General features: G+C 63.2%; 20 protein-coding genes and 2 pseudogenes. 11 read left to right on the top strand and 11 right to left on the bottom strand.

Going from position 1 to position 23,323, the window contains the following annotated elements:
* Nucleotides 1–13 precede the first annotated feature (13 nt).
* The 3 genes from NKH03_RS08175 to NKH03_RS08165 all read right to left on the bottom strand — a co-directional run bounded on the left by NKH03_RS08175 (nucleotide 14) and on the right by NKH03_RS08165 (nucleotide 4,834).
* Nucleotides 14–3,508 carry an indolepyruvate ferredoxin oxidoreductase family protein gene (locus NKH03_RS08175; RefSeq protein WP_352967992.1) on the bottom strand — a complete coding sequence of 1,165 codons (3,495 nt, stop codon included), beginning with the start codon at nucleotides 3,506–3,508 and terminating at the stop codon, nucleotides 14–16.
* Nucleotides 3,509–3,681: 173 nt separating this feature from the next.
* Nucleotides 3,682–4,230 (bottom strand): hypothetical protein, encoded by a 549-nt coding sequence (locus tag NKH03_RS08170; protein ID WP_352967991.1) that lies wholly within the window; start codon nucleotides 4,228–4,230, stop codon nucleotides 3,682–3,684.
* Complete coding sequence (locus tag NKH03_RS08165; RefSeq protein ID WP_352967990.1) at nucleotides 4,223–4,834, bottom strand: CGNR zinc finger domain-containing protein; 612 nt, start codon at nucleotides 4,832–4,834, stop codon at nucleotides 4,223–4,225. Before NKH03_RS08165 ends, NKH03_RS08170 begins: the two co-directional genes overlap by 8 nt.
* A 148-nt stretch (nucleotides 4,835–4,982) precedes the next feature.
* Between NKH03_RS08165 and NKH03_RS08160 the strand changes: the two genes are divergently transcribed.
* The 4 genes from NKH03_RS08160 to NKH03_RS08145 all read left to right on the top strand — a co-directional run bounded on the left by NKH03_RS08160 (nucleotide 4,983) and on the right by NKH03_RS08145 (nucleotide 9,483).
* Nucleotides 4,983–5,888: a branched-chain amino acid ABC transporter permease gene (locus tag NKH03_RS08160; RefSeq protein WP_352967989.1), complete on the top strand. Its 906-nt coding sequence runs from the start codon at nucleotides 4,983–4,985 to the stop codon at nucleotides 5,886–5,888.
* Between the two features lie 190 nt (nucleotides 5,889–6,078).
* Complete coding sequence (locus NKH03_RS08155; RefSeq protein WP_352869223.1) at nucleotides 6,079–6,663, top strand: TRAP transporter small permease subunit; 585 nt, start codon at nucleotides 6,079–6,081, stop codon at nucleotides 6,661–6,663.
* A complete protein-coding gene (locus tag NKH03_RS08150) occupies nucleotides 6,663–8,435 on the top strand; it encodes a TRAP transporter large permease (RefSeq protein WP_352880073.1) in 1,773 nt (590 codons plus the stop codon). The genes NKH03_RS08155 and NKH03_RS08150 overlap by 1 nt, the downstream gene beginning before the upstream one ends.
* A 19-nt stretch (nucleotides 8,436–8,454) precedes the next feature.
* Nucleotides 8,455–9,483, top strand: coding sequence for a zinc-dependent alcohol dehydrogenase family protein (locus NKH03_RS08145; protein WP_352968078.1), 1,029 nt, complete (start codon nucleotides 8,455–8,457; stop codon nucleotides 9,481–9,483).
* Between the two features lie 435 nt (nucleotides 9,484–9,918).
* Here NKH03_RS08145 and NKH03_RS08140 read toward each other — a convergent pair whose 3' ends face one another.
* On the bottom strand, nucleotides 9,919–11,028 hold the full coding sequence (locus NKH03_RS08140; RefSeq protein WP_126067370.1) for a TRAP transporter substrate-binding protein: 1,110 nt from the start codon (nucleotides 11,026–11,028) through the stop codon (nucleotides 9,919–9,921).
* A gap of 267 nt (nucleotides 11,029–11,295) precedes the next feature.
* On the opposite strand from NKH03_RS08140, the gene NKH03_RS08135 reads away from it, so the two are divergent.
* Nucleotides 11,296–12,069, top strand: coding sequence for a gamma-glutamyl-gamma-aminobutyrate hydrolase family protein (locus NKH03_RS08135; RefSeq protein WP_352880071.1), 774 nt, complete (start codon nucleotides 11,296–11,298; stop codon nucleotides 12,067–12,069).
* Here the strand turns inward: NKH03_RS08135 and NKH03_RS08130 are convergent, their stop codons facing one another.
* The 4 genes from NKH03_RS08130 to NKH03_RS08115 form a co-directional block, all read right to left on the bottom strand.
* Nucleotides 12,070–12,474 (bottom strand): hypothetical protein, encoded by a 405-nt coding sequence (locus tag NKH03_RS08130; RefSeq protein WP_352968077.1) that lies wholly within the window; start codon nucleotides 12,472–12,474, stop codon nucleotides 12,070–12,072.
* Between the two features lie 82 nt (nucleotides 12,475–12,556).
* Nucleotides 12,557–13,540, bottom strand: coding sequence for a 2-hydroxyacid dehydrogenase (locus NKH03_RS08125; RefSeq protein WP_352967988.1), 984 nt, complete (start codon nucleotides 13,538–13,540; stop codon nucleotides 12,557–12,559).
* A complete protein-coding gene (locus tag NKH03_RS08120) occupies nucleotides 13,537–14,559 on the bottom strand; it encodes a LacI family DNA-binding transcriptional regulator (protein ID WP_352869391.1) in 1,023 nt (340 codons plus the stop codon). The genes NKH03_RS08125 and NKH03_RS08120 overlap by 4 nt, the downstream gene beginning before the upstream one ends.
* A 78-nt stretch (nucleotides 14,560–14,637) precedes the next feature.
* The gene (locus NKH03_RS08115) at nucleotides 14,638–15,522 is read right to left on the bottom strand and encodes a DMT family transporter (protein WP_352967987.1); all 885 of its coding nucleotides are present in this window, start codon (nucleotides 15,520–15,522) and stop codon (nucleotides 14,638–14,640) included.
* A 549-nt stretch (nucleotides 15,523–16,071) separates the two neighbouring features.
* Here NKH03_RS08115 and NKH03_RS08110 point away from each other — a divergent pair.
* Nucleotides 16,072–17,316, top strand: a complete 1,245-nt coding sequence (locus tag NKH03_RS08110; protein ID WP_352967986.1) for a multidrug effflux MFS transporter — start codon at nucleotides 16,072–16,074, stop codon at nucleotides 17,314–17,316.
* A 9-nt stretch (nucleotides 17,317–17,325) separates the two neighbouring features.
* Here the strand turns inward: NKH03_RS08110 and NKH03_RS08105 are convergent.
* Nucleotides 17,326–17,734 (bottom strand): annotated as a pseudogene (locus NKH03_RS08105) (DUF2000 family protein).
* Nucleotides 17,735–17,786: 52 nt separating this feature from the next.
* Here NKH03_RS08105 and NKH03_RS08100 point away from each other — a divergent pair.
* Nucleotides 17,787–18,640, top strand: a pseudogene (locus NKH03_RS08100) (AraC family transcriptional regulator).
* 15 nt (nucleotides 18,641–18,655) lie between these two features.
* On the opposite strand, the gene NKH03_RS08095 reads toward NKH03_RS08100, so the two are convergent.
* Nucleotides 18,656–19,126, bottom strand: a complete 471-nt coding sequence (locus NKH03_RS08095) for a MarR family winged helix-turn-helix transcriptional regulator (RefSeq protein ID WP_352869234.1) — start codon at nucleotides 19,124–19,126, stop codon at nucleotides 18,656–18,658.
* A 218-nt stretch (nucleotides 19,127–19,344) separates the two neighbouring features.
* Nucleotides 19,345–20,091, bottom strand: coding sequence for an intradiol ring-cleavage dioxygenase (locus tag NKH03_RS08090; RefSeq protein ID WP_352967985.1), 747 nt, complete (start codon nucleotides 20,089–20,091; stop codon nucleotides 19,345–19,347).
* Between the two features lie 200 nt (nucleotides 20,092–20,291).
* Here NKH03_RS08090 and NKH03_RS08085 point away from each other — a divergent pair, with 200 nt between their 5' ends.
* The 4 genes from NKH03_RS08085 (at nucleotide 20,292) to NKH03_RS08070 (ending at nucleotide 23,319) form a co-directional block, all read left to right on the top strand.
* On the top strand, nucleotides 20,292–21,344 hold the full coding sequence (locus tag NKH03_RS08085; RefSeq protein ID WP_352880064.1) for a CobW family GTP-binding protein: 1,053 nt from the start codon (nucleotides 20,292–20,294) through the stop codon (nucleotides 21,342–21,344).
* 91 nt (nucleotides 21,345–21,435) lie between these two features.
* Nucleotides 21,436–21,714, top strand: a complete 279-nt coding sequence (locus NKH03_RS08080; RefSeq protein WP_352869241.1) for a type II toxin-antitoxin system TacA family antitoxin — start codon at nucleotides 21,436–21,438, stop codon at nucleotides 21,712–21,714.
* Complete coding sequence (locus NKH03_RS08075) at nucleotides 21,711–22,238, top strand: GNAT family N-acetyltransferase (protein WP_352869243.1); 528 nt, start codon at nucleotides 21,711–21,713, stop codon at nucleotides 22,236–22,238. The genes NKH03_RS08080 and NKH03_RS08075 overlap by 4 nt, the downstream gene beginning before the upstream one ends.
* A gap of 106 nt (nucleotides 22,239–22,344) precedes the next feature.
* Entirely contained in the window at nucleotides 22,345–23,319 is a 975-nt protein-coding gene (locus NKH03_RS08070) for a WD40 repeat domain-containing protein (RefSeq protein ID WP_352869245.1), read from the top strand.
* The last annotated feature ends 4 nt before the right edge of the window (nucleotides 23,320–23,323 follow it).

Genomic DNA, 23,323 nt, shown 5'->3' with positions numbered 1-23,323 from the left:
GTAAACAAGGCCTTCACTCGGCGGCCTGAAGTGCCGCCCCCGCCGGTGCGTTTGCGAGGCGCTGGAGCAACCGGGAGCGCTCGCCGGCTGCCTTTTCGGCGCTGGCCTGCCGTACGTGTCCATAGCCGCGAATGAGGCTGGGCACCGAGGCAAGGGCAACCGCCGCATCGACCCTGGCCGGCGCCAGCGCCCCGGCGATTAGCTCCAGATCCGCCTCGTACTGTGCCAGGAGCTGCCGCTCCATGCGCCGCTCGGCGGTGTAGCCGAACGGGTCGAAGGCGGTGCCGCGCAGGCCCTTCATCGCCGCCAGCAGGCGAAATCCCTTCATCATCCAGGGGCCGAAGCTCGATTTCCTCGGTTTGCCGTCATTGCCGCGGCGGCCCATGATCGGCGGCGCAAGGTGGAATTCGAGTTTGTCGTAGCTCTGGAACTGCTTGCCCAATTCGGCGGCGAACGAGCCGTCGGTATAGAGCCGCGCCACCTCGTACTCGTCCTTGATCGCCATCAGCTTGAACAGGTTCCTGGCGGCGGCTTCCGACACCGCGGTCGAACCGGGCACGGCCTTCGCTTCTGCGGCGCGCAATAGGGCCAGTCTTTCGGCATAACGCCTGCCATAGGCGCCGTTCTGATAGGCGGTCAGGAATGCCACGCGACGGGCAATGATGTCGTCCAGGGTCTCGGCGACATCGGCGGCCTTGCCGGTCTTTCCAGCGACGGTTGGGCCCGGCTGGGCGACAAGGCCGCGTACGAAGTCCGGCTGGTGGGCGGCACGACGGCCCCAGCGGAAGGCGGCGATGTTCATCGCCACGGCTTCGCCATTGAGCTCGATCGCCTTCTCGACGGCTTCGGCTGAGAGCGGCAAGCCGCCATGCTGGAAGGCAAAACCGAGCATGAACATGTTGGCGCCGAGCGAGTTGCCGAACAGTGCCGTGGCGGTGCGGGTGGCGTCGAAGAAATGCGCCTTGTCGTCCCCGGCAGCGGTGCGGATCGCCTTCTTCAGGCGCTCTGTCGGCAACGAGAAATCGGCCGAACGGGCAAATTCGCCGGGCATGATCTCGGCGGTGTTGGCGAGGAAGATGGTATGGCCCTCGCGCACCGCGGTCAGCACCTTCTTGGCGCCCGACACGACGAGATCGCAGCCAAGCACGAGATCGGCCTTTCCCGCCGAAACGCGGATGGCATGGATGTCGTCCGGAGTACGGGCGATACGGACATGGGTGAACACCGAACCGCCCTTCTGGGCAAGACCGGCCATGTCGATCATGCCGCAACCCTTGTCCTCGAGATGGGCGGCCATGCCGAGCACGGCACCGACAGTGACGACACCGGTGCCGCCGACGCCATCGATGATCGCTGCCCAGCCTTGCTCGCCCAGCGGGAATTCGGCGGGCGTCGGCACGCCGTCGAGCGGGTTGGCCTTGCCGGCAAGGCCTTCGGCCTTGCGAATCTTGGCACCATGCACGGTGACGAAGGACGGGCAGAAGCCGTTGACGCAGGAGAAGTCCTTGTTGCAGCTCGACTGGTCGATCCTGCGCTTGCGGCCGAATTCGGTCTCGACCGGCTGGATCGAGACGCAGTTCGACTGCACGCCGCAATCGCCGCAGCCTTCGCAGACAAGTTCGTTGATGAAGACGCGCTTGTCGGGATCGGGAAAGGTGCCGCGCTTGCGGCGGCGGCGTTTTTCGGCGGCGCAGGTCTGGTCGTAGAGCAAGACCGATACGCCCTTGACGTCCCGCAGTTCGCGCTGGACGAGATCGAGATCGTCGCGGTGATGGATGGTGGCGCCGGCCGGGAATTCGGCCTTACCGGCATATTTGTCGGGTTCGTCGGTGACGATGGCGATGCGATCGACGCCTTCGGCCCGCACCTGCCTGGCGATCATATCGACGGTCAGACCGCCTTCGTGCGGCTGGCCGCCGGTCATGGCGACGGCGTCGTTGTAGAGGATCTTGTAGGTGATGTTGGCGTCGGTCGACAGCGCGAAGCGGATCGCCAGCGTGCCGGAATGGTTGTAGGTGCCGTCGCCGAGATTCTGGAAGATGTGGCCACGCTTCGAGAACGGCGCCTGGCCGACCCATTGCGCGCCCTCGCCGCCCATGGCCGTGAACCCGACGGTGTTGCGGTCCATCCACAGCGCCATGAAATGGCAACCAATGCCGGCCCCGGCAATCGAGCCGTCCGGCACCTTGGTCGACGAATTGTGCGGGCAGCCGGAACAGAAGAACGGCGTGCGCGAGCCGATGTCGGTGGCGTCGGCGAGCATTGCCTGGAACTGACGCAGCTTGGCCACCCGTGCCGAAATCTCCTCGGACGGACCGATGGTCCTGATGATCCTCTCGCCAAGCGCGATGGCGATCTCGTTAGGGTCGAGCGCGCCCTTGGCCGGGAATAGCCAGTCGCCGCGCTCGTCCTTCTTGCCGACAATGACCGGCTGCGTGGCGGTGCCGTAAAGGCTCTCGCGCAGCTGCACCTCGATCAGCGAGCGTTTCTCCTCGACGACGACGATGGTGTCGAGGCCGCGGGCGAAGTCGGCGATGTGATGCAGGTCGAGCGGCCAGGGGCAGCCGACCTTGAACAGCCGCACGCCGATGCGGTTGGCGGCCGCCTCGTCGATGCCGATGTCCTCCAGCGCCTGGCGGACGTCGAGATAGCTCTTGCCCAGCGTGATGATGCCGATCTTGGGGTTGCGGCCGCCCGAATAGACGATGCGGTTCAGCCCGTTGGCATGGATAAAGGCGGAAGCCGCGGCGCGCTTATGCTCATGCAGCCGCTCCTCCTGGCCGAGCATATCGATCTCGTGGCGGATGTTGAGACCGCCGGGCGGCATGTCGAAATCCGGCACGACGATGTTCAACCGCTCGAGCGAGGCATCGACCGAGGCCGTCGATTCGATGTTGTCCTTGACGCATTTGATCGCCGCCCAGGTGCCGGCAAAGCGCGACATGGCAAAGCCGTAGAGCCCGTAATCGATGACCTCCTGGACACCGGCCGGGTTGAGGATCGGCACCATGGTGTCGACGAACAGGAATTCGGTGGCATGCGCGTTCGTCGAGGATTCGGCCATATGATCGTCGCCCATCAGGGCGAGCACGCCGCCATGCTTGGACGAGCCGGCGAGATTGGCATGGCGGAACACATCGCCGGAGCGATCGACGCCCGGCCCCTTGCCGTACCAGACCGAAAAGACGCCGTCATGGGTGCCCTCGCCCAGCAGCTCCGTCTGCTGCGCGCCCCAGCAAGCGGTGGCGGCCAGCTCCTCGTTGAGGCCTGGCTGGAAGACGATGTCGGCCTGAGCGAGCTGTTTCTTGGCCTTCCACAGCTGCATGTCGAGGCCGCCGAGCGGCGAGCCGCGATAGCCGGAGACGAAACCGGCCGTGTTCAAGCCGGCGCGGCGGTCACGCTCGCGCTGCATCAGGAGCATGCGGATGACCGCCTGCGCGCCCGACAGGAAGATGCGCTCCTTTGCGAGGTCGAACTTATCGTCGAGCGCGACGTCATGCAGCGTCATCAGGAATTTCCTCTGCGGAGGCCGCGCGGGGGCAGGCAGCCAACGTCGGGGTCGGATGACGCATCCTTTCTTCCCTTGCAAGGCAGGTCAAACAAAATCGCAGGTGCCGGGCAACGCACGACGAACAGTCGGCGACCATCGCCGCGGGCATTGCACGGCGCTGCAGCGACGCGTCAGGTGCCCTTCGAGCAATCCGGCTTCGGCTCGCCCGGCAGCTTGCCGTCGGGATGGCCGGCGAGATCGGGATTGGCCGTATAGAGCTGGTCGATGACCAGCGGCCGGTCGGGCAGGATCGACTGGTCTTCCGTCGACATCAGCGTGGTGTCGATCTCCTGCAAGACCGCACCGTCGGCTCCCTTGATGCTGATGGCGATCGCATAGGGCTTGTTCTTGACGACGCAGGTCAGCGCCGGGCTCTCCAGCGTCACCTTGTCGAGCTTCGGCCACACCTTCTGCTCGACCACCAATGGCGCGCCGCCGGCGGGATCCTGGAAGCTGGCGATCGCCACCTGGCCTTCTCCCATCGGCTTCAGCGGCCGCAGCGTCACGACATAGGTCGCCCTGGCGAGGCGGTAATTGAAGACGAATATCTTGCCGGAAATCTCGAACAGCTTGCCTTCGTCTTCACCGGTATCGCGGCCGGTGTCGCGGCAGGCGCCGAGCGCAACGGCGGCAATGAGTGCCGCACCGACGACGATCGAACGGGAAAGACCCTTAGGCATTCTTGGCCTCATTTTCCGCCATGCGGCGGCGACGATAGTGACGCCTAGCCTTCTGCCTGTTGCCGCACACCGCCATGTCGCACCAAAGACGGCTGGAATTGCGGCTTCTGTCGACGAACAGCCAGGTGCAGTTGGGACAAATTCTGAGCCTTGCGGCGGTGTCGTCGCACAGCAGCGAGAGCGCCGAAACCGCCAGCGCCGTCTCGAAGGCGATCGGCGTCACCGGATCGCCGAACGGTTTTCCCGGCGCACCGATCTCGGTCCGGCTACCGTCCAGGCCATCGGAGCAGGCTTTGAGGAAGCCCGGCAAATCGGAGGTTGTAATAGAACCCTTCGACACCGCGCCACGAAACAGCCGGTCCGTCGCCTCACGGATCGACAGCACGACGGGTGCAATCGTTGCCGGTGACGGTGCTGCCAGCGGTCTGCCGCCAAGCTCGGCTGCGCGAAAGCGGCTCGCCGCATCGGCGAAGCGGGCAATCTCGGCTGGATCGTCGAAGCGGTCGAAAGACCTCCGCGGATCGCCGCGCAGCACGACGGTGTTGGCCGTGTCGAGCGCAAGCAGGCCGCCGGTGAAGCGGTGCGGGGTCCAGGATACCGTCATATCGGAAATCTAACCGATAAATCGCATTTGACAAGTTAGATTCGACGATGCAAACCTTACCGCGGGATGCGGTCTCCGCAGCCTTTTGAGCATGTCGTCGTCACAAAACCACTTCGCTTTTTTGGGCGACATGTTCCGAGGTTCTTGCATGCTCTACTTCTTCCAGCAGGTCCTGAACGGACTGCATTCGGGCGCGCTCTATGCGCTGCTCGCCTTCGGCTATGTGCTGACCAACGGCATCCTGCATCGCACCAACCTCGCCTATGGCGCGCTGTTCGCCTTTTGCGGACAAACGATGATCCTCACCGCGGCCTTCGGCTATCAGGTGCTGTGGCTGACACTGCCTGCGGCGGTGGCGCTCGGCGTCGTCGCGGCTTTCCTCTATGCCGCGCTGCTTAGCCAAGTGCTGTCGCGCAGCGTCTTCGAACCATTGGCCGACCGTACACCCAACGCGATCGTGGTGACGACACTCGGCATCCTGCTGCTGTTGTCCGAGGCGAGCCGCATCGCCGCCGACACGCATGATCTGTGGCTGCCGCCGATGCTGGCACAGCCTGTCATTTTCGCGCAGGGCGCGACCTTCAAGGCGACGCTGACGCTTATCCAGCTCATCGACTGCGCGCTGGTGCTGGCGGCAATCGCACTGGCGAGCTGGGCATTTGCCCGTTCGAGCTTCGGCCGGCAGTGGCGCGCCGTCTCCGACGATCCCAAGGCAGCCGCGATGTGCGGCGTCGACGTGCGCGCGGTGTTACGGCATGCTGTGCTGTTCGGCGGTTTCTGCGCCGCGCTGGCCGGCGTCATGGCCGGCCTCTATTACGGCAATGTCAGCTTCGGCTCCGGCCTCGTCTACGGGCTGAAGATCCTGTTCGTGACGGCGGTCGGCGGCTATCTCTCGCCGCCGCGGGCGGCGCTCGGCGCGGCCGCTTTCGGCATGGCCGAATCGCTGTGGGCCGGCTATTTCCCGGTCGAATGGCGCGATGCGTGGATGTATCTGTTCCTGGTCGCGATCCTGGTGCTGATCGGCGCCGGCCGCGACACCGGCAAAATCGCCTGAACCGCATCAGACTTTGGTTGAATGACGCGGGGGCAGAGAGCCGGTATCCGCCCAGCTCTCCCGTGCAATGATATTTTGCCGCCGCTATCCTTGTTGACCCGTCAGTCCACGCGCGGCATACCGTTGGACCACGCGGCGTGACGGGCAATAAGGGGGAGCCGGCACGCCTCCGACACACAGGGAGGAATGCATGGCAGGGCTTCTCGCTCTATCCAGGACCATCGATCGCGCGAATGAGTTCATTGGCAAATGGGTCTCGTGGCTGATCCTGCTGGCGATCCTGGTGAGCGCAGCCAACGCCATCATCCGCAAGGTGTTCGACATATCCTCGAACGCCTGGCTCGAGCTGCAGTGGTATCTGTTCGGCGCCGCCTTCATGCTGGCCGCCGCCTATACGCTGAAGCAGAACGAACATATCCGCATCGACGTCGTCTACGGCCTGTTTTCGCGCCGCATGCAGCACTGGATCGACCTGCTTGGCCATATCCTCTTCCTGATGCCGTTCGTGACGCTGATGGTGATCTATTTCGTTCCCTATGTGTCGCTGTCGTTTCGCAGCGGCGAGATGTCCAACAACTCCGGCGGGCTGATCATCTGGCCGGCCAAGGCCATCCTGCTGGTCGGCTTTTTCCTGCTCGCACTTCAAGGCATCTCCGAGATCATCAAGAAGATCGCCATCATGCGCGGCGACATGGACGACCCCAATCCCTTCATATCGGTGCATGAGCAGGCCGAGCTCGAAGCCAAGGCGCTGGCCGACGAGGTGCGCTCGTGATGGAGTTCATCGCCCAGAACATGGCGCCGATCATGTTCGCTTCGCTGATCCTGTTCATGCTGATCGGCTATCCAGTCGCCTTTTCGCTGGCCGCGAACGGCTTGATGTTCTTCTTCATCGGTGTGCTCCTCTCGCCCTATTCCGGTGGATCGATCAATCTTGCCTGGCCGCTTCTGCACGCACTGCCGGATAATTTCTACGGCAGCCGGGTGATGTCGAACGACACGCTGCTGGCCATTCCGTTCTTCACCTTCATGGGCATCGTGCTTGAACGATCGGGCATGGCCGAAGATCTGCTCGACACGATAGGCCAGCTGTTCGGGCCGATCCGCGGCGGCCTCGCCTATGCGGTGATCTTCGTCGGCGCGCTGTTGGCGGCGACCACCGGCGTGGTGGCGGCATCCGTCATTGCCATGGGCCTGATCTCGCTGCCGATCATGCTGCGTTACGGCTATGATCGGCGCGTGGCGGCCGGCGTCATCGCGGCGTCGGGCACGCTCGCCCAGATCATCCCGCCATCGCTGGTGCTGATCGTACTCGCCGATCAGCTCGGCCGGTCGGTCGGCGACATGTATGCGGGCGCGCTGATCCCGGGCCTCGTGCTCACGGGCCTCTACATGCTCTACATCCTGATCATGTCGATCATCCGGCCGAACTCGATGCCGGCGCTGCCGCTCGAGGCCCGCAAGCTCGGCCATGGCGTGATGTCCTTGCTGGTGGCGCTGGCGGTCACATCAGCGGTTTCCTACGCGGCGTATCGCTATCTCGCGCCGGCCCATGGCGACAATGCCGACATTCTCGGCGCCACTGCCGGCGTGTTCTTCATCTACATCGTGGCCATTGCCGACAAAGGCTTGAACTTCAACATGATGTCCAGGCTCGCGCAACAGGTGATCATCGTGCTGATCCCGCCGCTGGCGCTGATCTTCCTGGTTCTGGGCACCATCTTCCTCGGCATCGCCACCCCGACCGAGGGCGGCGCCATGGGCTCCGTCGGCGCCTTGATCATGGCGGCGGCAAAGGGCCGGCTGTCGCTTGACGTGGTCAAGCAGGCGCTGACCTCGACGACGCGGCTGTCGTCCTTCGTGCTGTTCATCCTGATCGGCGCGCGGGTGTTCTCGCTGACCTTCTACGGCGTCAACGGCCACATCTGGGTCGAACACCTGCTCACCTCGCTGCCGGGCGGCGAAGTCGGCTTCCTGATCGGCGTCAACCTGCTCGTCTTCTTCCTCGCCTTCTTCCTCGACTTCTTCGAGCTCGCCTTCATCATCGTGCCGCTGCTGGCGCCGGCCGCCGACAAGCTCGGCATCGACCTGATCTGGTTCGGCGTGCTTCTGGGCGTCAACATGCAGACCAGCTTCATGCACCCGCCCTTCGGCTTCGCCCTGTTCTACCTGCGTTCGGTGGCCGCCCGCGTGCCCTATCTCGACCGCCTCACCGGCAAACAGATCGCACCCGTGACCACTGGACAGATCTATTGGGGCGCGGTGCCCTTCGTCTGTATTCAGGTGATCATGATCGGGCTGACCATCGCCTTCCCGCAAATGGTGATGCACTACAAGGGAACGACCGTCGATCCGGGCACGATCGATTACAAGGTGCCGGAGGCACCCGGCCTGTCGCCGCTCGGCACACCATCTGCCGGCGGCACGGCACCAGCCGCTCCCGCCGCGCCCGATGATCTGTCGCAGCCGCCGAACTTCGGCGAACCGGCGCCGGCCCAACCGGCAGCACCGCAGCCGGATCTGTCGCAGCCGCCAAGCTTCAACTGAACCCGGCATGGGCAAGATCATGAAGGCGGTTCGACTGGAAGCGGCGGGCAGCATCGCGCTGCGCGAAGTCGACAAACCTGATATCGGGCCGGACGAGCTTCTGGTGCGTGTCGAAGCCTGTGGCGTCTGCGGTACAGACCGGCATCTGTTTCACGGCGAATTTCCTTGCACGCCGCCGGTGACTCCCGGCCACGAATTCTCCGGCATCGTCGAGGCGATCGGAACATCCGTATCCGGCTTTGCCATTGGTGATCGTGTCACCGGCGACCCCAACATCGCCTGCGGGCGTTGCGCGCATTGTCATGCCGGACGGGTCAACCTCTGCAGTAATCTGCAAGCCATCGGCATCCATCGCGACGGCGGCTTTGCCGAATACCTTGCCTTGCCGCAGAAGCAGGCTTTTGTCCTGCCTGTGGGCCTGGATCCGATGCACGGTGCATTCTGCGAGCCGCTCGGTTGTTGTCTGCATGGCGTGGACCTTGCCGGGATCAAACCGGGCAGCTCGGTGGTCGTTCTGGGCGGCGGCGTGATCGGCCTGCTCACCGTGCAACTGGCAAGACAGGCAGGCGCCACCACCGTCATTCTGTCGACCAGGCAAGCCTCGCGGCGCGCGCTCGCCGAGGAACTCGGTGCCACGGCGACGGTCGATCCGACCGCCGCCGATGTCATCGAAGCCATCGCCGGACCGGCGGGCATGGTGCCGGGCGGAGCCGACGTGGTGTTCGAATGCGCGGGCGTGCGAGAGACCGTCGAGCAATCGATGCGGCTGACCCGCGCCGGCGGCACCGTCGTCATCGTCGGCGTGACGCCGCAAGGCATGAAAGCGGAATTCGAGCCCTTCGACCTTTTGTTCCGGGAACTGAAGGTGCTCGGTTCCTTCCTCAATCCGTACACCCATCGCCGCGCCGCCGAACTCATCGCATCGGGTGCAATCGAGATCGACAGGCTGATCTCCAGGCAGGTGGCACTCGAGCACGCGGCCGCGGTGATTGCCAATCCACCGGCGCCCGGCGAGGTAAAGGTGCTGGTGGTGCCAGGCCGGAGCTGAGTGGCTACCGCCCCAGATTGTTAGTTACAAGCGTCCGCGCCGCCCCTCATCGCCCTGCCGGGCACTTCTCCCCGTATAGTGACCTATCGGATTCACACATCTTTCTGCGGCGGCTAAAGAAACGTGAAATCAAAGACTTAAGTGAGGGCGATGTCGTCATGATCCCTTGGCGGCGCTAGGATGCAGGCGTTGAAAATGCTGGCATTTTTGACCACCGTCCATGAGCGGAAAAAGATGCGTGAATGCCATAGGTATAGTGACGGGGAGAAGGATGCTTTCATCGCCGATTTCGCCGATCATCCGCGTTGCAGGGCGCTGCGGCCGGTGCCAGCTCTCTTCTCCCCGTCACTATACGGGGAGAAGGTGCCGGCAGGCGGATGAGGGGCGACGCGGACTTTTAATCCTTAGCCGGCGCAACCCATCTATAAGATAGGGCTACAGTTTGCCGTTGCGCTGCTGGACCATCATGAAGGTGTCGTAATTGTATTCGGCCACCTGCGCCCAGAGATAGTGCTCCTTGCGGAAGCCCTTGATCGATTCCCAGATCTTCTTGAACGGGGCGTTGGAGGCTTCCATTTCGGCATAGACCTCGTTGGCCTTTTCGAAACAGGCGGCCATGATCTCCTGGCTGAACGGGCGCAGTTTCGCGCCGCCGGCCACCAGCCGCTTGACCGCCGCGGGGTTCAAATAATCGTATTTCTGCAGCATGTTGGCATCGGCGGCTTGTGCCGCGGTGCGCAGCAGCGACTTGTACGTCGGCGAAAGCTCGTCGTATTTCGCCTTGTTGAACATCAGGTGGACGGTCGGGCCGCCTTCCCACCAGCCGGGATAGTAGTAGTAGGGCGCGACCTTGTAGAAGCCGAGCTTCTCGTCGTCATAGGGGCCGACCCATTCGGCTGCGTCGATAGTGCCTTTTTCCAGCGCCGGGTAGATATCGCCGCCGGCGATCTGCTGCGGCACGACGCCGAGCTTCTGCACCACCTTGCCGGCAAAGCCGCCGATGCGCATCTTGAGGCCGGAAAGGTCGGCCACCGTGTTGATTTCCTTGCGGAACCAGCCGCCCATCTGCACACCGGTGTTGCCGCCCGGCAGGCCGAAAAGGCCCTGCGTGGCGAGAAACTCGTTGAACAGGTCGATACCGCCGCCATGGTAGTGCCAGGCATTCATGCCACGTGCGTTGAGCGAGAAGGGAACCGCCGCGCCAAGCGCCCATGTCGGGTCCTTGCCCCAGTAATAATATGCCACCGTGTGGCAGGCCTCGACCGTGCCGGCCGTGGTGGCGTCGGCGGCCTGGAGGCCCGGCACCAGTTCGCCGGCGGCGAAGACCTGGATCTGAAAATTGCCGTCGGTGGCCTCCGACAGCATCTTGGAGAACACCTCGGCGCCGCCATAGATAGTGTCGAGCGACTTCGGGAAGGACGATGCCAGCCGCCACGTCACCTTGGGATTGGACTGAGCGATTGCTGGCGCCGCCAGCGTGGCCGCCGCCGCCGCGGCACCGACGCCGGTGACACCGGCCTTGCGAATGAATGAACGACGATCCATGAAGTTCCTCCCTTTCGGATCAACAGACCGATGTTCGGGGATATCCTCGATTCCCATATCGGTTCGCTCGAAACAATACACGGGCAAGAAGTCGAGTCCAGCACGGCGGCCCGATTTGACGGCGAAGCCCAGCTGCCCTGCAACTATAGTCTAACAGGCCGTTTCGTGGCCCATGCGACACGCTGAAACTTGGCATGGAAAAATAGCCGGGGATCGCCTATTTTAGAGGCAGGACATCCCCTTGCCCAGATGGAACACAGAGCCAAAATGCATCAGCCGCTCGTCGCCATATCGACCGACGTCCGTCAGTTCGACAACTACACCTGGCATGCCGCCCCGCAGCAATATCTGGAAGCGGCGATCACCGGCGCCGGCGTGTTCCCGGTGCTTGTGCCATCATTCGGCGACCGGCTCGACTTCGACGAACTTCTGTCGTCGGTCGACGGCGTCATGGTCACCGGCTCGAAATCCAATGTGCATCCTTCGCTCTATGGCGGCGATGCCAGCGAAGCCAACGGCCCCTATGACCCGGCGCGCGACGCCACGACGCTGCCGCTGATCCGCCGGGCGATCGAGCGCGGCGTGCCGCTGCTCGCCATCTGCCGCGGCATCCAGGAGATGAACGTGGCGCTGGGCGGCACGCTCGGCACCGAGATCCAGGAGCGTGAGGGTTCGCTGGATCACCGTGCGCCGGTGAGCGACAATCAGGACGAACGCTTCGGTATCCGGCAAAAGGTGACGATCAAGCCCGGAAGCTGCCTGGCCGGTGTGTTCGGCGAGGGTGATATCATGGTCAATTCCGTACACCGCCAAGCCGTCGACCGGCTCGGCCCGAAGCTGCAGATCGAGGCCGTCGCCAGCGACGGCACGGTCGAGGCGGTGTCGGTCAGGGATGCCCGCGCCTTCGCCGTCGGCGTGCAATGGCATCCGGAATATTGGGTCAAATCGGACAGCAACTCGACGAAAATATTCCGTGCCTTCGGCGATGCGGTTCGCCTGCACGCCGCGGCGAAGGCTGGCGCGCGGGCCGCGGCCGAATAATCAATCGCCGGATTTCGAATCACCGGTAGCCGCCAGCGACAGAAGTGGCGCGGCCGGGGCATAGGATTCATAGCCGTCGCCGTCGGCAGCCGCGAATGTGACGATCGCATCGACACCGTTGGCGCTGAAGGCGACCGTGCCGTCGTTTTGCTCGCGCCAGAACTTCGCCTGCTCTATGCCCGGCAAGAGCCGGCGGCATTTCGGAGCAACGGTGAGCAGGGCCAAGCCATCCGAAATTTCGGCCCCGCGGCTGACCGCACAGGCCGCCTCATCGCCATTGGCGACCAACCTGTAGCTGTTGGACGGCGCGACTTCGTCGGCGGCACTTTCACCGCTGCCACCGTGAAACAGCTGAATGCCGCCAAACAGCGCTGCGGCAGCGATCAATGCGGAAAGTGCTTTCATCATTCTTCATCCACGCACACGCACAGGATAAAGAATGATTCCAAAGGGTTAAGCTGACGTTAATAAGTGTGGCAGCCGCGGCTCAGCCACGAGCCCTGACCCCAGCCGTCTCGGGCACCGGCGTCAGCGGGCGGCGCTCGGTGAACCAGGACACCAGATTGTCGACGCACAGGTCGGCCATGGCGCGGCGGGTGTGGTCCGAAGCCGAGCCGACATGCGGCAACAGCGAGGTGTTTGGCGCGTCGAGCAACGCCTTGGGCACGTTCGGTTCGTCGGCAAAGACATCGAGGCCGGCAGCGGCGATGATGCCGTTGGCGAGTGATGCCGCAAGCGCCGTCTCATCGACCGTGCTGCCACGGCCGATGTTGACGAAGACGCCGTCGGCGCCAAGCGCCGACAGGATTTCGGCATTGACCGCCTTCTCCGTCGAAGCTCCGCCAGGTGCCACCGAAATCAGGGTATCGACGGCTTCGGCAAGCCCTTTCAGCGTCGGGTGATACTGATAACTCAAGCCTTCAACCTGACGCCGGTTGTGGTAGGAAACCGGCAGGCCGAAAGCTTCGAGCCGCCGGGCGATAGCTTGCCCGATGCGGCCCATGCCAAAAATACCCACACTGCGCCCGCGCAAGGTCAGCCGGCTCAGCGGATAGTTGCCCTTGCGCACCCAACTGCCGTCGCGCAGCCAGGTTTCGGCGCGCGGCAGGTCGCGGACAGTGTTGATCAGCAGCCCGATGGCGGTGTCGGCAACCTCCTCGGTCAGCACGTCGGGGGTGTTGGTGACCATGATGTTTTTCGCCGCCGCATGGCCGACATCGACCGAATCATAGCCGACGCCGAAGGAAGCGATGAGTTCGAGATTGGGCAGGGCATCCATCATCGCCGCGTTGATGCCGGCAAACGAAGCAATGCCACGCACGTTGCCGCGCATCTCGTCGGTGACCAGGGACGGATCGGCGCGTTCGATTGTGACACGCCTGAATGTGCGGTTGATGCGGTCGATCGCATGATCGTTGAAATCGCCCGGCACCAGGATGGCGACGGTTTGCAGCTGTTCGGCCTTGGTCATGCACGCTCCACCGGCTTGCCGGTCGACTGACGCACATGCAGTTCCGGCTTGATCAATTCCTGCGAGGGCCGCACCATCTGCCCGTTGAGCTTGTCGAGCAGCGCGCTGGCGGCGCGGCGGCCAACCTCGCGCTGTCCGTTCCAGACGGTGGTCAGCGCCGGCGTCGCGATCGCCGCCTCTTCGAGATCGTCATAGCCGGTGACGGAGATATCGACGCCAGGCACCAGGCCGGCGCGGGCAATGCCGTTCATGAGGCCGATGGCAACGAGGTCGTTCCAGCAGCAGGCAGCCGTCGGTCTGTCCTTCAGCGCCAGGAACTGGCCGGCTGCCTCGAAGCCGGCCTGCTTGGTGCGCGGGCCGGCGATGCGCCAGGACGGCCTGACTTCCAGCCCGGCCGCGTCCATGGCGTTGACATAGCCCTGGTAGCGGTCGCGGCCGGTCGAGGTCTGGTCGGTGCCGCCGATCATGGCGATGCGCTTGTGGCCGAGTGAGATCAGATGGTTGGTTGCGAGCCCGGTGCCATAGGCATCGTCGCCGCGAAAGACCGGCACGTCGGCGCCCTCGACGGTGCGCGCGATCAGCACCGCCGGCAGGCCGTTCTCCTCGGCCATCACGATGTCGGAGGCCGGTGTGCCGATGGCCGGCGACATGATGACCCCGTCGGCGCCGAGCTGCAAAAGCGTGTCGATGAAAGTGCGCTGCTTTTCGAGCTGATCATAGTGGTTGGACAGGATGAAGGTCTGCCGGCTGCGGTCGAGCTCGCTTTCGATCGAGCGCAGGATCTCGGCGAAGAACGGGTTCATGATGTCGTGGACGACAACGCCGACAATGCCCGACCGCGAGGTGCGCAGGCTGGCGGCGCGGCGGTTGTAGATATAGCCGATGGCGCGGGCGTGTTCCTTGATGCGGTCGCGGGTGATTCCGGCAACCAGAGGGCTGTCGCGCAGCGCCAGCGAGACCGTGGCCGTGGACACGCCGAGCGCATCCGCGATCGTCGAAAGCTTGATTTTCTGTGCCAGCGCCTTGCGCCCCCCGAACGACCTGAATTCAGACCTAAACTGTTTAAAGGCGGCGTTATGCCACCGATCGGAGGCAAATCAAAGTTTTTTTGCCAGCGCTTCCGCCTCGACATCCGAGGCCGCGCGGCTCTGCAGCCGAAGCCGGTGCTCGCGGTGGACGATGTAGAGGCCGCTGGCGACGATGATGGCGGCTCCGACCAGCGTCCAGCGGTCGGGAAACTGCTTGAAGACGATCCAGCCGGAAATGATCATCCACACCATCTGGGAATAGGGATAGGGCGCCAATGCCGTGGTCGTCGCCAGCCGGTAGGCCTGAACCAGCAGCCAGTGGCCGACGCCGCCGAACACGCCAAGCATGAGCAGCACGAACCAGTGCCAGCCGTCATGTGGGAGCGAAAACGAAAACGGCAGCAAGGGCAACAGCAGCAGCGCCGGCGCCAGCGCCGAGAACAGGATCAGGCTCTCCGACGTCTCGGTCGCCGACATGCGGCGCGTCATGATGACGTACAAGCAGTTCGACAGCATCGAGCCGAGCGCGAAGAGATGCCCGATGCCGAAAACCCCGACGCCTGGCCGGGTGATGATGAGAACCCCCGCAAAGGCCGCCAGGATCGCCAGCCAGCGGCGCCAGCCGGCCCACTCACCAAGCAGCGGACCAGCCAGCGCCGTGATCACCATCGGCCCGAAGAAATAGATCGAGGTGGTCTCGGCCAGTTGCAGGGACCGCAGCGCCAAGACGTTGAATATGGTCGATCCAAACAGGAACAGGCCGCGCAGGACATGTGCCGGCAGATTGACCGGGCGAAATCGCGCCGGCTGGCGCCAGCCGCGCAGCAGCGTGCCGACCAGCACCACATGCACGGCAAAGCGCACCCAGGCGACGATCAGCACGGAAACGCCGGCCAGGACGAGATACTTGCTGCTGGTGTCGAGGAAGGTGAAGCAGACATAGCTGGAAAGCATGCACAGGATCGCCACCGGGGGCGTCGCGCTTTCTGGATATCTTTGGGGAGCACTCACTTGCAGGCCGGGTGGGAAGCTGGCTGAAGCCCACCTTTGCGGGAATTGCCGGCTCCCGGCAAGCCAAAAGCGCCTGGCACAACAAGACGCGGCGACAGGCTTAGCTCTCGTCTATCACCTGACATCGCGCCGGCGTTCACCGTCCCCGACGGCCTAGTGGCGCGGCGAATAGCCGTTACGGCCACAACTGCAAAAATCAGGGCAAACCACGGTGCAACACCGAATGGTATTCGAAGGCCCCGCGAAACCTCCACTTGATCGATGTCGAAAGCATGCGGTCTTGACGACATACAACTTTGCGCCTAGCCCTAATGCAATGAACATCGCAACGGTTTTCATCGTAGTAAGGGGGCGCATGGGCAGGATGGTGTAAACCATCCGGCGAAAGCATCCCATGCGCGGTAGGCAGGCTCCTGACGGGGCCTTTTTTTATGCCCGGAATTGGGCCGCCTCGTCAGACCATCACATTACCCTCCTGACAAGGCGAAGACCATGGCGAGCGACAACCCCACTCGGGGTCCGAGCACAGACATATCCGGGGAGACGGTCATCCCCGGACCCGCTGCTCCACCCCGACTAATTACCCTCATCTTGCTTTCGGCTCTTGCAGTGCTGCCGGTGAACATGATCTTGCCGTCGCTGCCGAATATTGCCGCAGCGTTCCAGGCTGATTTCGCACTGGTCAATCTATCTGTTGCCGGCTTTGCGATCATCACCGCCGTCATCGAGGCCATCGGAGGCGTCATATCGGACCGATTTGGGCGCCGGCCGGTCGTCTTGATATCTCTCTCGATCTTCATCGCCGCGTCTATTGGCTGTGCTCTGGCCCCCAATATCGGCATTTTCCTGCTGTTTCGCGCGATGCAGGCATGCATTGGCCCCTGCTATTCAGTCGCTCTGGTCATTGTCAAAGAGACATCAGGTGAGCGCGAAGCCGCCAGTAAATTCGGCTATCTCGCCATGGGCTGGGCGCTTGCGCCCATGATCGGTCCTTTGTTTGGTGGGTCACTGGATGAACTATTCGGATGGCGGTCAAGCTTCGTTGTCTTTGCGATCCTCGGTGCGGCCGCCTTCGCCTTATCCATGCGCGAGCTCAGAAGAACGGCCACCCAATTGTCGAGATCGAACAGGAACTACGTTGACTCATACAGGTTGCTCCTAGGTTCGGCACGGTTTTGGGCCTACACAATGTGTATGGCGTGCTCGATGGGGGTGCTTTATGTGTTCCTGGGAGGGGCACCTTTGGTCGTCGGCGACGCGCTCGGCGGATCAAGCGCGAAGCTCGGCTTTTACATGGGATTGGTTCCTACCGGCTTCATTCTCGGCAGCTATCTGGCTGGCCGTTACGCCTCGAAGAACTCGCTGAGCGCCACACTTGTTCTTGCGCGCCTCCTGACTTGCGCAGGCCTGTTGGTCGGTCTGGCTCTATCGACTTTTGGTATCAGCGGCGTTCTGGCCTTCTTTGGGCCTTGCGTGTTCATCGGCGTAGGTAATGGACTGACCATGCCTGCCGCGAACAGCGGCGCTTTGTCGGTACGACCCGATCTTGTTGGCACCGCTGCAGGACTAGCCGCCGCAATGAGGATCGGTGGCGGAGCGCTCATAGCCTCCATCGCTGGTCTGTTCCTTGCCGATTCGATCCATGCGCTTTTCACCATGATGTTGATATCGGCGGCACTCGCATTGTTGGCGGCACTCTATGCCGCCCTTCTCGATCGGCGACAGCCAGCCGATTGAGCTTTGATCCTACGGATGCATGCGGGCACCCTTGGTGATCTTGTCGACCAGCTTCTTGTCGGCGCGAAGCGCTAAACCGACCACCTTGGCGTCGTCAGGCGCGAATTCGGCGAAGACGGCGCGGTTGGCGGCGTCGAAGCTGGTCGAAAACATCTCCTCGACATAGAGCGAGGTGGTCACGCCGCGCTCCAGCGTGCGCCTGGTGGATGGTGCCCAGCGTCGCATGGTCGGCGGACAGCACGATGACGGGCTGGATAGACAGCGGGTTGTAGAGATTGCCAGCGCGGTCGCGATAGGGCTCGCCGATGATGTCGGGAAACTGCGCGGCGATGCCGCTGGTCAGGAAGGCGGTGACGTTGAGTTTCTGCCAGACCGGCAGATCCTGCCTGAGCACGATTGCAAATTTGGTATCGAACATGAGAAAATAGACCATTCGAGGTTGCGCCCCGGTTTCGGGACTGAAGGAGACGATGTCTCACGATCTAGACAGCCAGGCCTTTAGGGGTCTTGGACGTTTGTGCGTCGATGCGGCGGAAAACTGCATCATCTCCGCCTCCGACCCCGCCGGCATGGAGCGCATCGAGGCGCGGTTCCATGGCAGCGCCTTCGACCTGCATCGTCACGATACCTATGCGATCGGCGTGACGCTGCACGGGGTGCAGACGTTTCGCTATCTCGGCGAGACGCGCCACAGCCTGCCCGGCCAGATCATCGTGCTGCATCCCGACGAGTTGCATGACGGCGGCGCGGGTACCGAATGCTCTACCTGGAGCCGTCGCTGATGCTCGACTGCCTTGGCGGCGCTTCGCTGCCTTTTGTTGGGGATGGCGTGGTGACGGACGCGGCCTTCCGCGCAACGCTGCTTTCGGCGCTGGGGCCGCTGGAGCAGGAACTCGACGAGTTGTTCGTCGTCGACTTCCTGACGCAACTGATGCAAAGCCTGACACGGCATGCCGGCCAACCTGCCAAGCCAATGGCCAGAGCGGCGTGGCGGGCGGCTATGCTGGCGCGCGACTATCTTACGGAAAACCTCGCCCGGCCGGTGCGTTCGGGCGAACTGGAAGCGGTCACCGGGCTCGACCGCTATGCCCTGTCACGGCATTTCCGCGCCGCCTTCTCGACCAGCCCGCATCGCTTTCTGGTGATGCGCCGGCTTCAGCGCGCACGGCGGATGATCGCCGCCGGCGAACCATTGGCGCAGATCGCCGTCGACGCCGGCTTCAGCGACCAAAGCCATTTCATCAGACAATTCAAGAAGGCGTTCGGCATGACGCCGGGACGCTGGTCTTCGCTGATCCGTGGATCGGCCGCAGCGGCGGCTTGAACGCCTGCCGTACGATCAGTCGTCCAACTCGGCGTCGTCGTCGATCAACGCCAGTTCTTCGTTCGAGAGGTTGGCCTCGATGCGGGCGAGCAGCTTGAACAGCGTCTTCTGGTCCTTCTTGTCGAGGCCTTTCAGCGCCTGCTTTTCCGTCTTCTTCACCGATTTCTCGATAGCGTGAATGATGTCGCGCCCGGTGTCGGTGAGGAAGATATGCGCCTGGCGGGCATCGGCCTCGGAGGCGCGCTTCTCCAGGAAACCCTGGGCCTGAAGCCGGTTGATGGTCTTGGTAATGGTGGGCGGGCGCACGCCGAGGCGTCCGGCCAGATTGCCAGGCGTCTGGCCATCTTCACGGTCGAGCGACAGCATGATCTGGTCCTGGCCGGCATAGAAGCCGTGCGCCAGAAGCCGTGCCGCCAGCGCGGTTCTTGCCAGCCTTGCCGCCGAATGCAGCCGGCTCATTGTCGCAGTCTTGTCCGCCTTGGCCATGGTCATCCCTCTTCGGCCGTACCGGTGCGGGTAGCATAGAGGCAGCCGGCCGGTTGGCAATCGACGATCAAAAAGATTCCGGCGCTTCAAACAGCTTTGCCGGCAAGCAATTGTGGTGTCCGCCGTGGCTAATGCCAGATGTTTATTTCAGTTAGATGACAAACGAGTTTTCGCGGCCGGAGTTTTCGCCGTGGGCAGGGTGCGTGAGGGAATGCCGCTCAGCTGGGCTTCACCGCGACGATCATCAGCGCCTGATAGACATCCTCCACCTCGCGCAGTGCTGCCTGCGACAGCGGTCCGGCCCGCCTGGCGATGCCGTCGCTGGCGTTCGAGGTGTCGCGCTTGCCGGGCCGGTCATTGTAGGGTGCGACGGTGGTGAATATCTGCTCGCTGAGACCGTCGGGGAAAAACAACTGGCCGGTCATCACCGAACTGTCGTCGGGGAAAACCTTGAAATGGATATGGGTGGTGCGACCGCGATACCAGCCGGGATAGATGGTGGCGAAGGAAACGATGCCGCTTGCATCGGTCTTCTGCCAACCGCGCAGGAAGGTCTGGCCCGATGTATCGACATCCCTGCCGTCACCTTGTCCCGGATAGCCCGAATAGGCACCTTGGGCGTCGCAATGCCAGATGTCGACGCGAGCGCCGGCAAGCGGGCGGCAGCCGGCGTCGACGACCTGCAGCCGGACAGCAAGAGCAATGCCCTTCTTGCCTTCGGTGACATCGGCACGTTCGAGTTTCGGGTCGAAATAGAACGGTCCCTCGGTCACCTCAGGCGTAATGACGCACACGCCCGCGCCGGTTTCGAACAGAGCCAGTCCGGCATAGGGTGAAACTTGGGTAGCCGAAGATTGGGCGGCCATCGCGGAGGCGGGCAGGAAGGCACCACCGCCGGCCGTGACCGCGATCAAGCCGAGCGCCTGGCGCCGGCTCAATGGGAAGGAGGATGGCTTGCCGGACATCTCTTGCCTCTCGAATTGGCCTCCTGTGTCCTGATCTAGGCGGTCACAGCGGCTCTCGCCAGTCAAAATTCGGTAATGGCAGCAGCTTGTTTGGCCCATCGGTTTGCCTCGTGCAAAAGCCCGGCGCACATCCTATATGGAGCCGACAATCTCATTTCGATGGCCGGATCTTTCGCGGCCCAGATAGTTCGAGGCAACCCATGAGCGACGCACAGACGCAGATTCCCGTAACCGTTCTCACCGGCTATCTCGGCGCCGGCAAGACGACGCTGCTCAACCGCATCCTGTCGGAAAACCACGGCAAACGCTACGCCGTCATCGTCAACGAGTTCGGCGAAATCGGCATCGACAATGACCTGATCGTGGAATCCGACGAGGAAATCTATGAGATGAACAATGGCTGCGTCTGCTGCACGGTGCGCGGCGACCTGATCCGCGTCGTCGAGGGCCTGATGCGCCGACCCGGCCGCTTCGACGCCATCGTGGTCGAGACCACCGGGCTCGCCGATCCGGTGCCGGTGGCGCAGACCTTCTTCATGGACGACGACGTGCGCTCCAAGACCAGGCTCGACGCGGTGGTGGCGCTGGTCGACGCCAAGCATCTGCCGCTGCGGCTCAAGGATTCCAGGGAAGCCGAGGACCAGATTGCTTTCGCCGACGTCGTCGTGCTCAACAAGACCGACCTCGTCACCCCCGAAGAGCTTGCCAAGGTCGAGGCGACGATCCGCGCCATTAATCCGGCGGCGAAGATCCATCGCACGACGCGAGCCGGCGTCGCTTTGTCCGAAGTGCTCGACCGCGGCGCGTTCGACCTGTCCCGGGCACTGGAAAACGATCCGCATTTCCTCGAGGCGCATGACGATCACGACCATCATGACCACGACCATGACGGCCACGATCATCATGATCATGACGGACACGATCACCACCATCACGCGCATCCTTCCGACATCCATGACGTGACCGTGCAGTCGGTGTCGCTGCGCGGCGGCGAGATGGACCCGAAGAAATTCTTCCCGTGGATCGAGAAGATCACCCAGATGGAAGGCCCCAACATCCTGCGGCTGAAGGGCATCATCGCGCTCAAGGGCGATGACGAGCGCTATGTCATCCAGGGTGTCCACATGATCATCGAGGGCGACCATCAGCGCGCCTGGAAGGACGGCGAGAAACATGAGAGCCGGCTGGTGTTCATCGGCCGTGAACTCGACGCCGAGCGGCTGAAAAAGAGCTTTGACGCCTGCCAGGCCTAGGTCATCCTTCGTAGCGCTGCTCATTGCGGGTTGAATATCTCCTCGTGTACACATATCATGTGTACACGATATTAGCGGCGAGGAGTGACCTATGCCTAGATCAGCCGACAACAAGACCGAGCGCTACCAAATCCGCATTCCGGCTGAGCAAAAGGCGATGATCTCCCGCGCCGCAGCGCTGTCGCACAAGGATATGGCCGACTTTATCCTCGACAAGGTCGTGCCCGAAGCGCAGGCCGTGATCGAAGCAGCGGAGGTGACGAAGGTGTCCGGTCGCGATTTCTCGCGCATCCTCGACCTGTTGGAGCACCCGCCAAAGCCAAACGCCAAGCTCAGGGCCGCGATCGCTGCCTTGCCGGCTACTCTGTGACGCTTCCATCCTGGCACGAAGAACCGATTGCGAAACGTCATGATCGGGCTTCCTTCGATTGCGGCGACGCGCAGATGAACGATTTTCTACGGCGTTTCGCGCGACAGAGCCACGATCAGAATGCAGCCAAGACCTTCTGTGCGGTCGATGACGCGGCTTCGGAGCATATCTTCGGTTTCTATACGATCGCACCGTCTGCAATCGCCTACGAAACCGTGCCCGAAGACATGACGAGAGGCTTAGCCCGACACGAGGTTTCCGGCTTCAAGCTTGCACGGCTCGCGACCGACCGCACCGTCGCAGGGCAAGGGCTCGGCGGCCAGTTGCTTGCTGCCGCGGCGTTGCGCTGCCTGCGACTTGCTGGCGAGGGCGGCGGTATCCTGCTCATCATCGACGCCAAGAGCGAGCGAGCGGCAAGGTGGTATGCCAGCTATGGCGCCGAGCCCCTCCAAGAATCGGATTTGACCCTGGTGATGCCCCTGGCGACGTTTGCAACCGATCTGCGGGAGAAAGGACTGCTTTGACAATCGCCTCTCGGGACTTGCCGAATCTCATGGTTGCCGGAACCGCAAACGTCGAGTAAGCCGCCCGGGCTGTTTCTACAATCTCGTCCAGGTGAATAGAATAGTCATGCCCACAGTCGCCCCGCTTGATCTCGAAGGCCATTGCATCGCCGCCGTCTTCCTCGGCGACGTGCCGCATTTCGCGATGGCCGACGGCGCCATCCACCGGCTGGACCATGGCCACAAGACGGTGCAGGCCAATGACGGGCTGCTAGCCGCCTTTCACGATGCCCCCAATGACCGGCTGATCACCGGCGGCGAGGACGGCAAGGTGTTTGCCGTGAAAGCGGGCGGCGAGGCCACGGAATTGGCAAGCGCGGCCAAGAAGTGGATCACCAGCGTTGCCGCCGGACCGCAAGGCGCCATCGCCTATGCGACCGGCAAGACCGCCTACGTGCGCTTCGCCGACGGCAAGACCCGGGAATTCGTCCATCCGCGCTCGGTCGAGGGGCTGGCGTTCTCGCCCAAGGGCATGCGCTTCGGCGTTGCCCGCTACAATGGCGCGACGCTGCATTTCCCGGCCGCCGAGGGCAAGCCGGTGGAGCTCGAATGGGCCGGCGCCCACACCGGCATCACCTTCTCGCCGGATGGCGCCTTCCTGGTCACCACCATGCAGGAAAACGCATTGCACGGCTGGAAGCTCGCCGACGGCAAGCACATGCGCATGAGCGGTTATCCCGCCAAGGTCAAGAGTCTGTCGTGGAGCGCGAAGGGCAAGTGGCTGGCGAGTTCCGGCGCGCCGGCGGCGATCGTCTGGCCGTTTTCAGGCAAGGACGGTCCGATGGGCAAGGCACCGCTGGAACTCGGCACGCGCGGCAACGCCATGGTGACGGCTGTCGCCTGCCACCCGAGCCAGGATGTCGTCGCCGTCGGCTATGATGACGGCATGGTGATGGCGGTGCGTTTTGCCGACGCCAAGGAAGTGCTGTTGCGGCGGCCGGGCAAGGGCGCCATCACCTCGATGATGTGGGACAAGGAAGAACGCCGCGTCGCTTTCGGCAGTGCGGCCGGAGATTGCGGCGTCATCGACATCACGGCGTAATTTC

Source organism: Mesorhizobium sp. M1406, assembly GCF_040317555.1.
In the GTDB taxonomy this organism is placed as follows: domain Bacteria; phylum Pseudomonadota; class Alphaproteobacteria; order Rhizobiales; family Rhizobiaceae; genus Mesorhizobium.
Note: the sequence above shows the minus strand (reverse complement) of the source record. Positions and strands in the feature narration are given on the sequence as shown.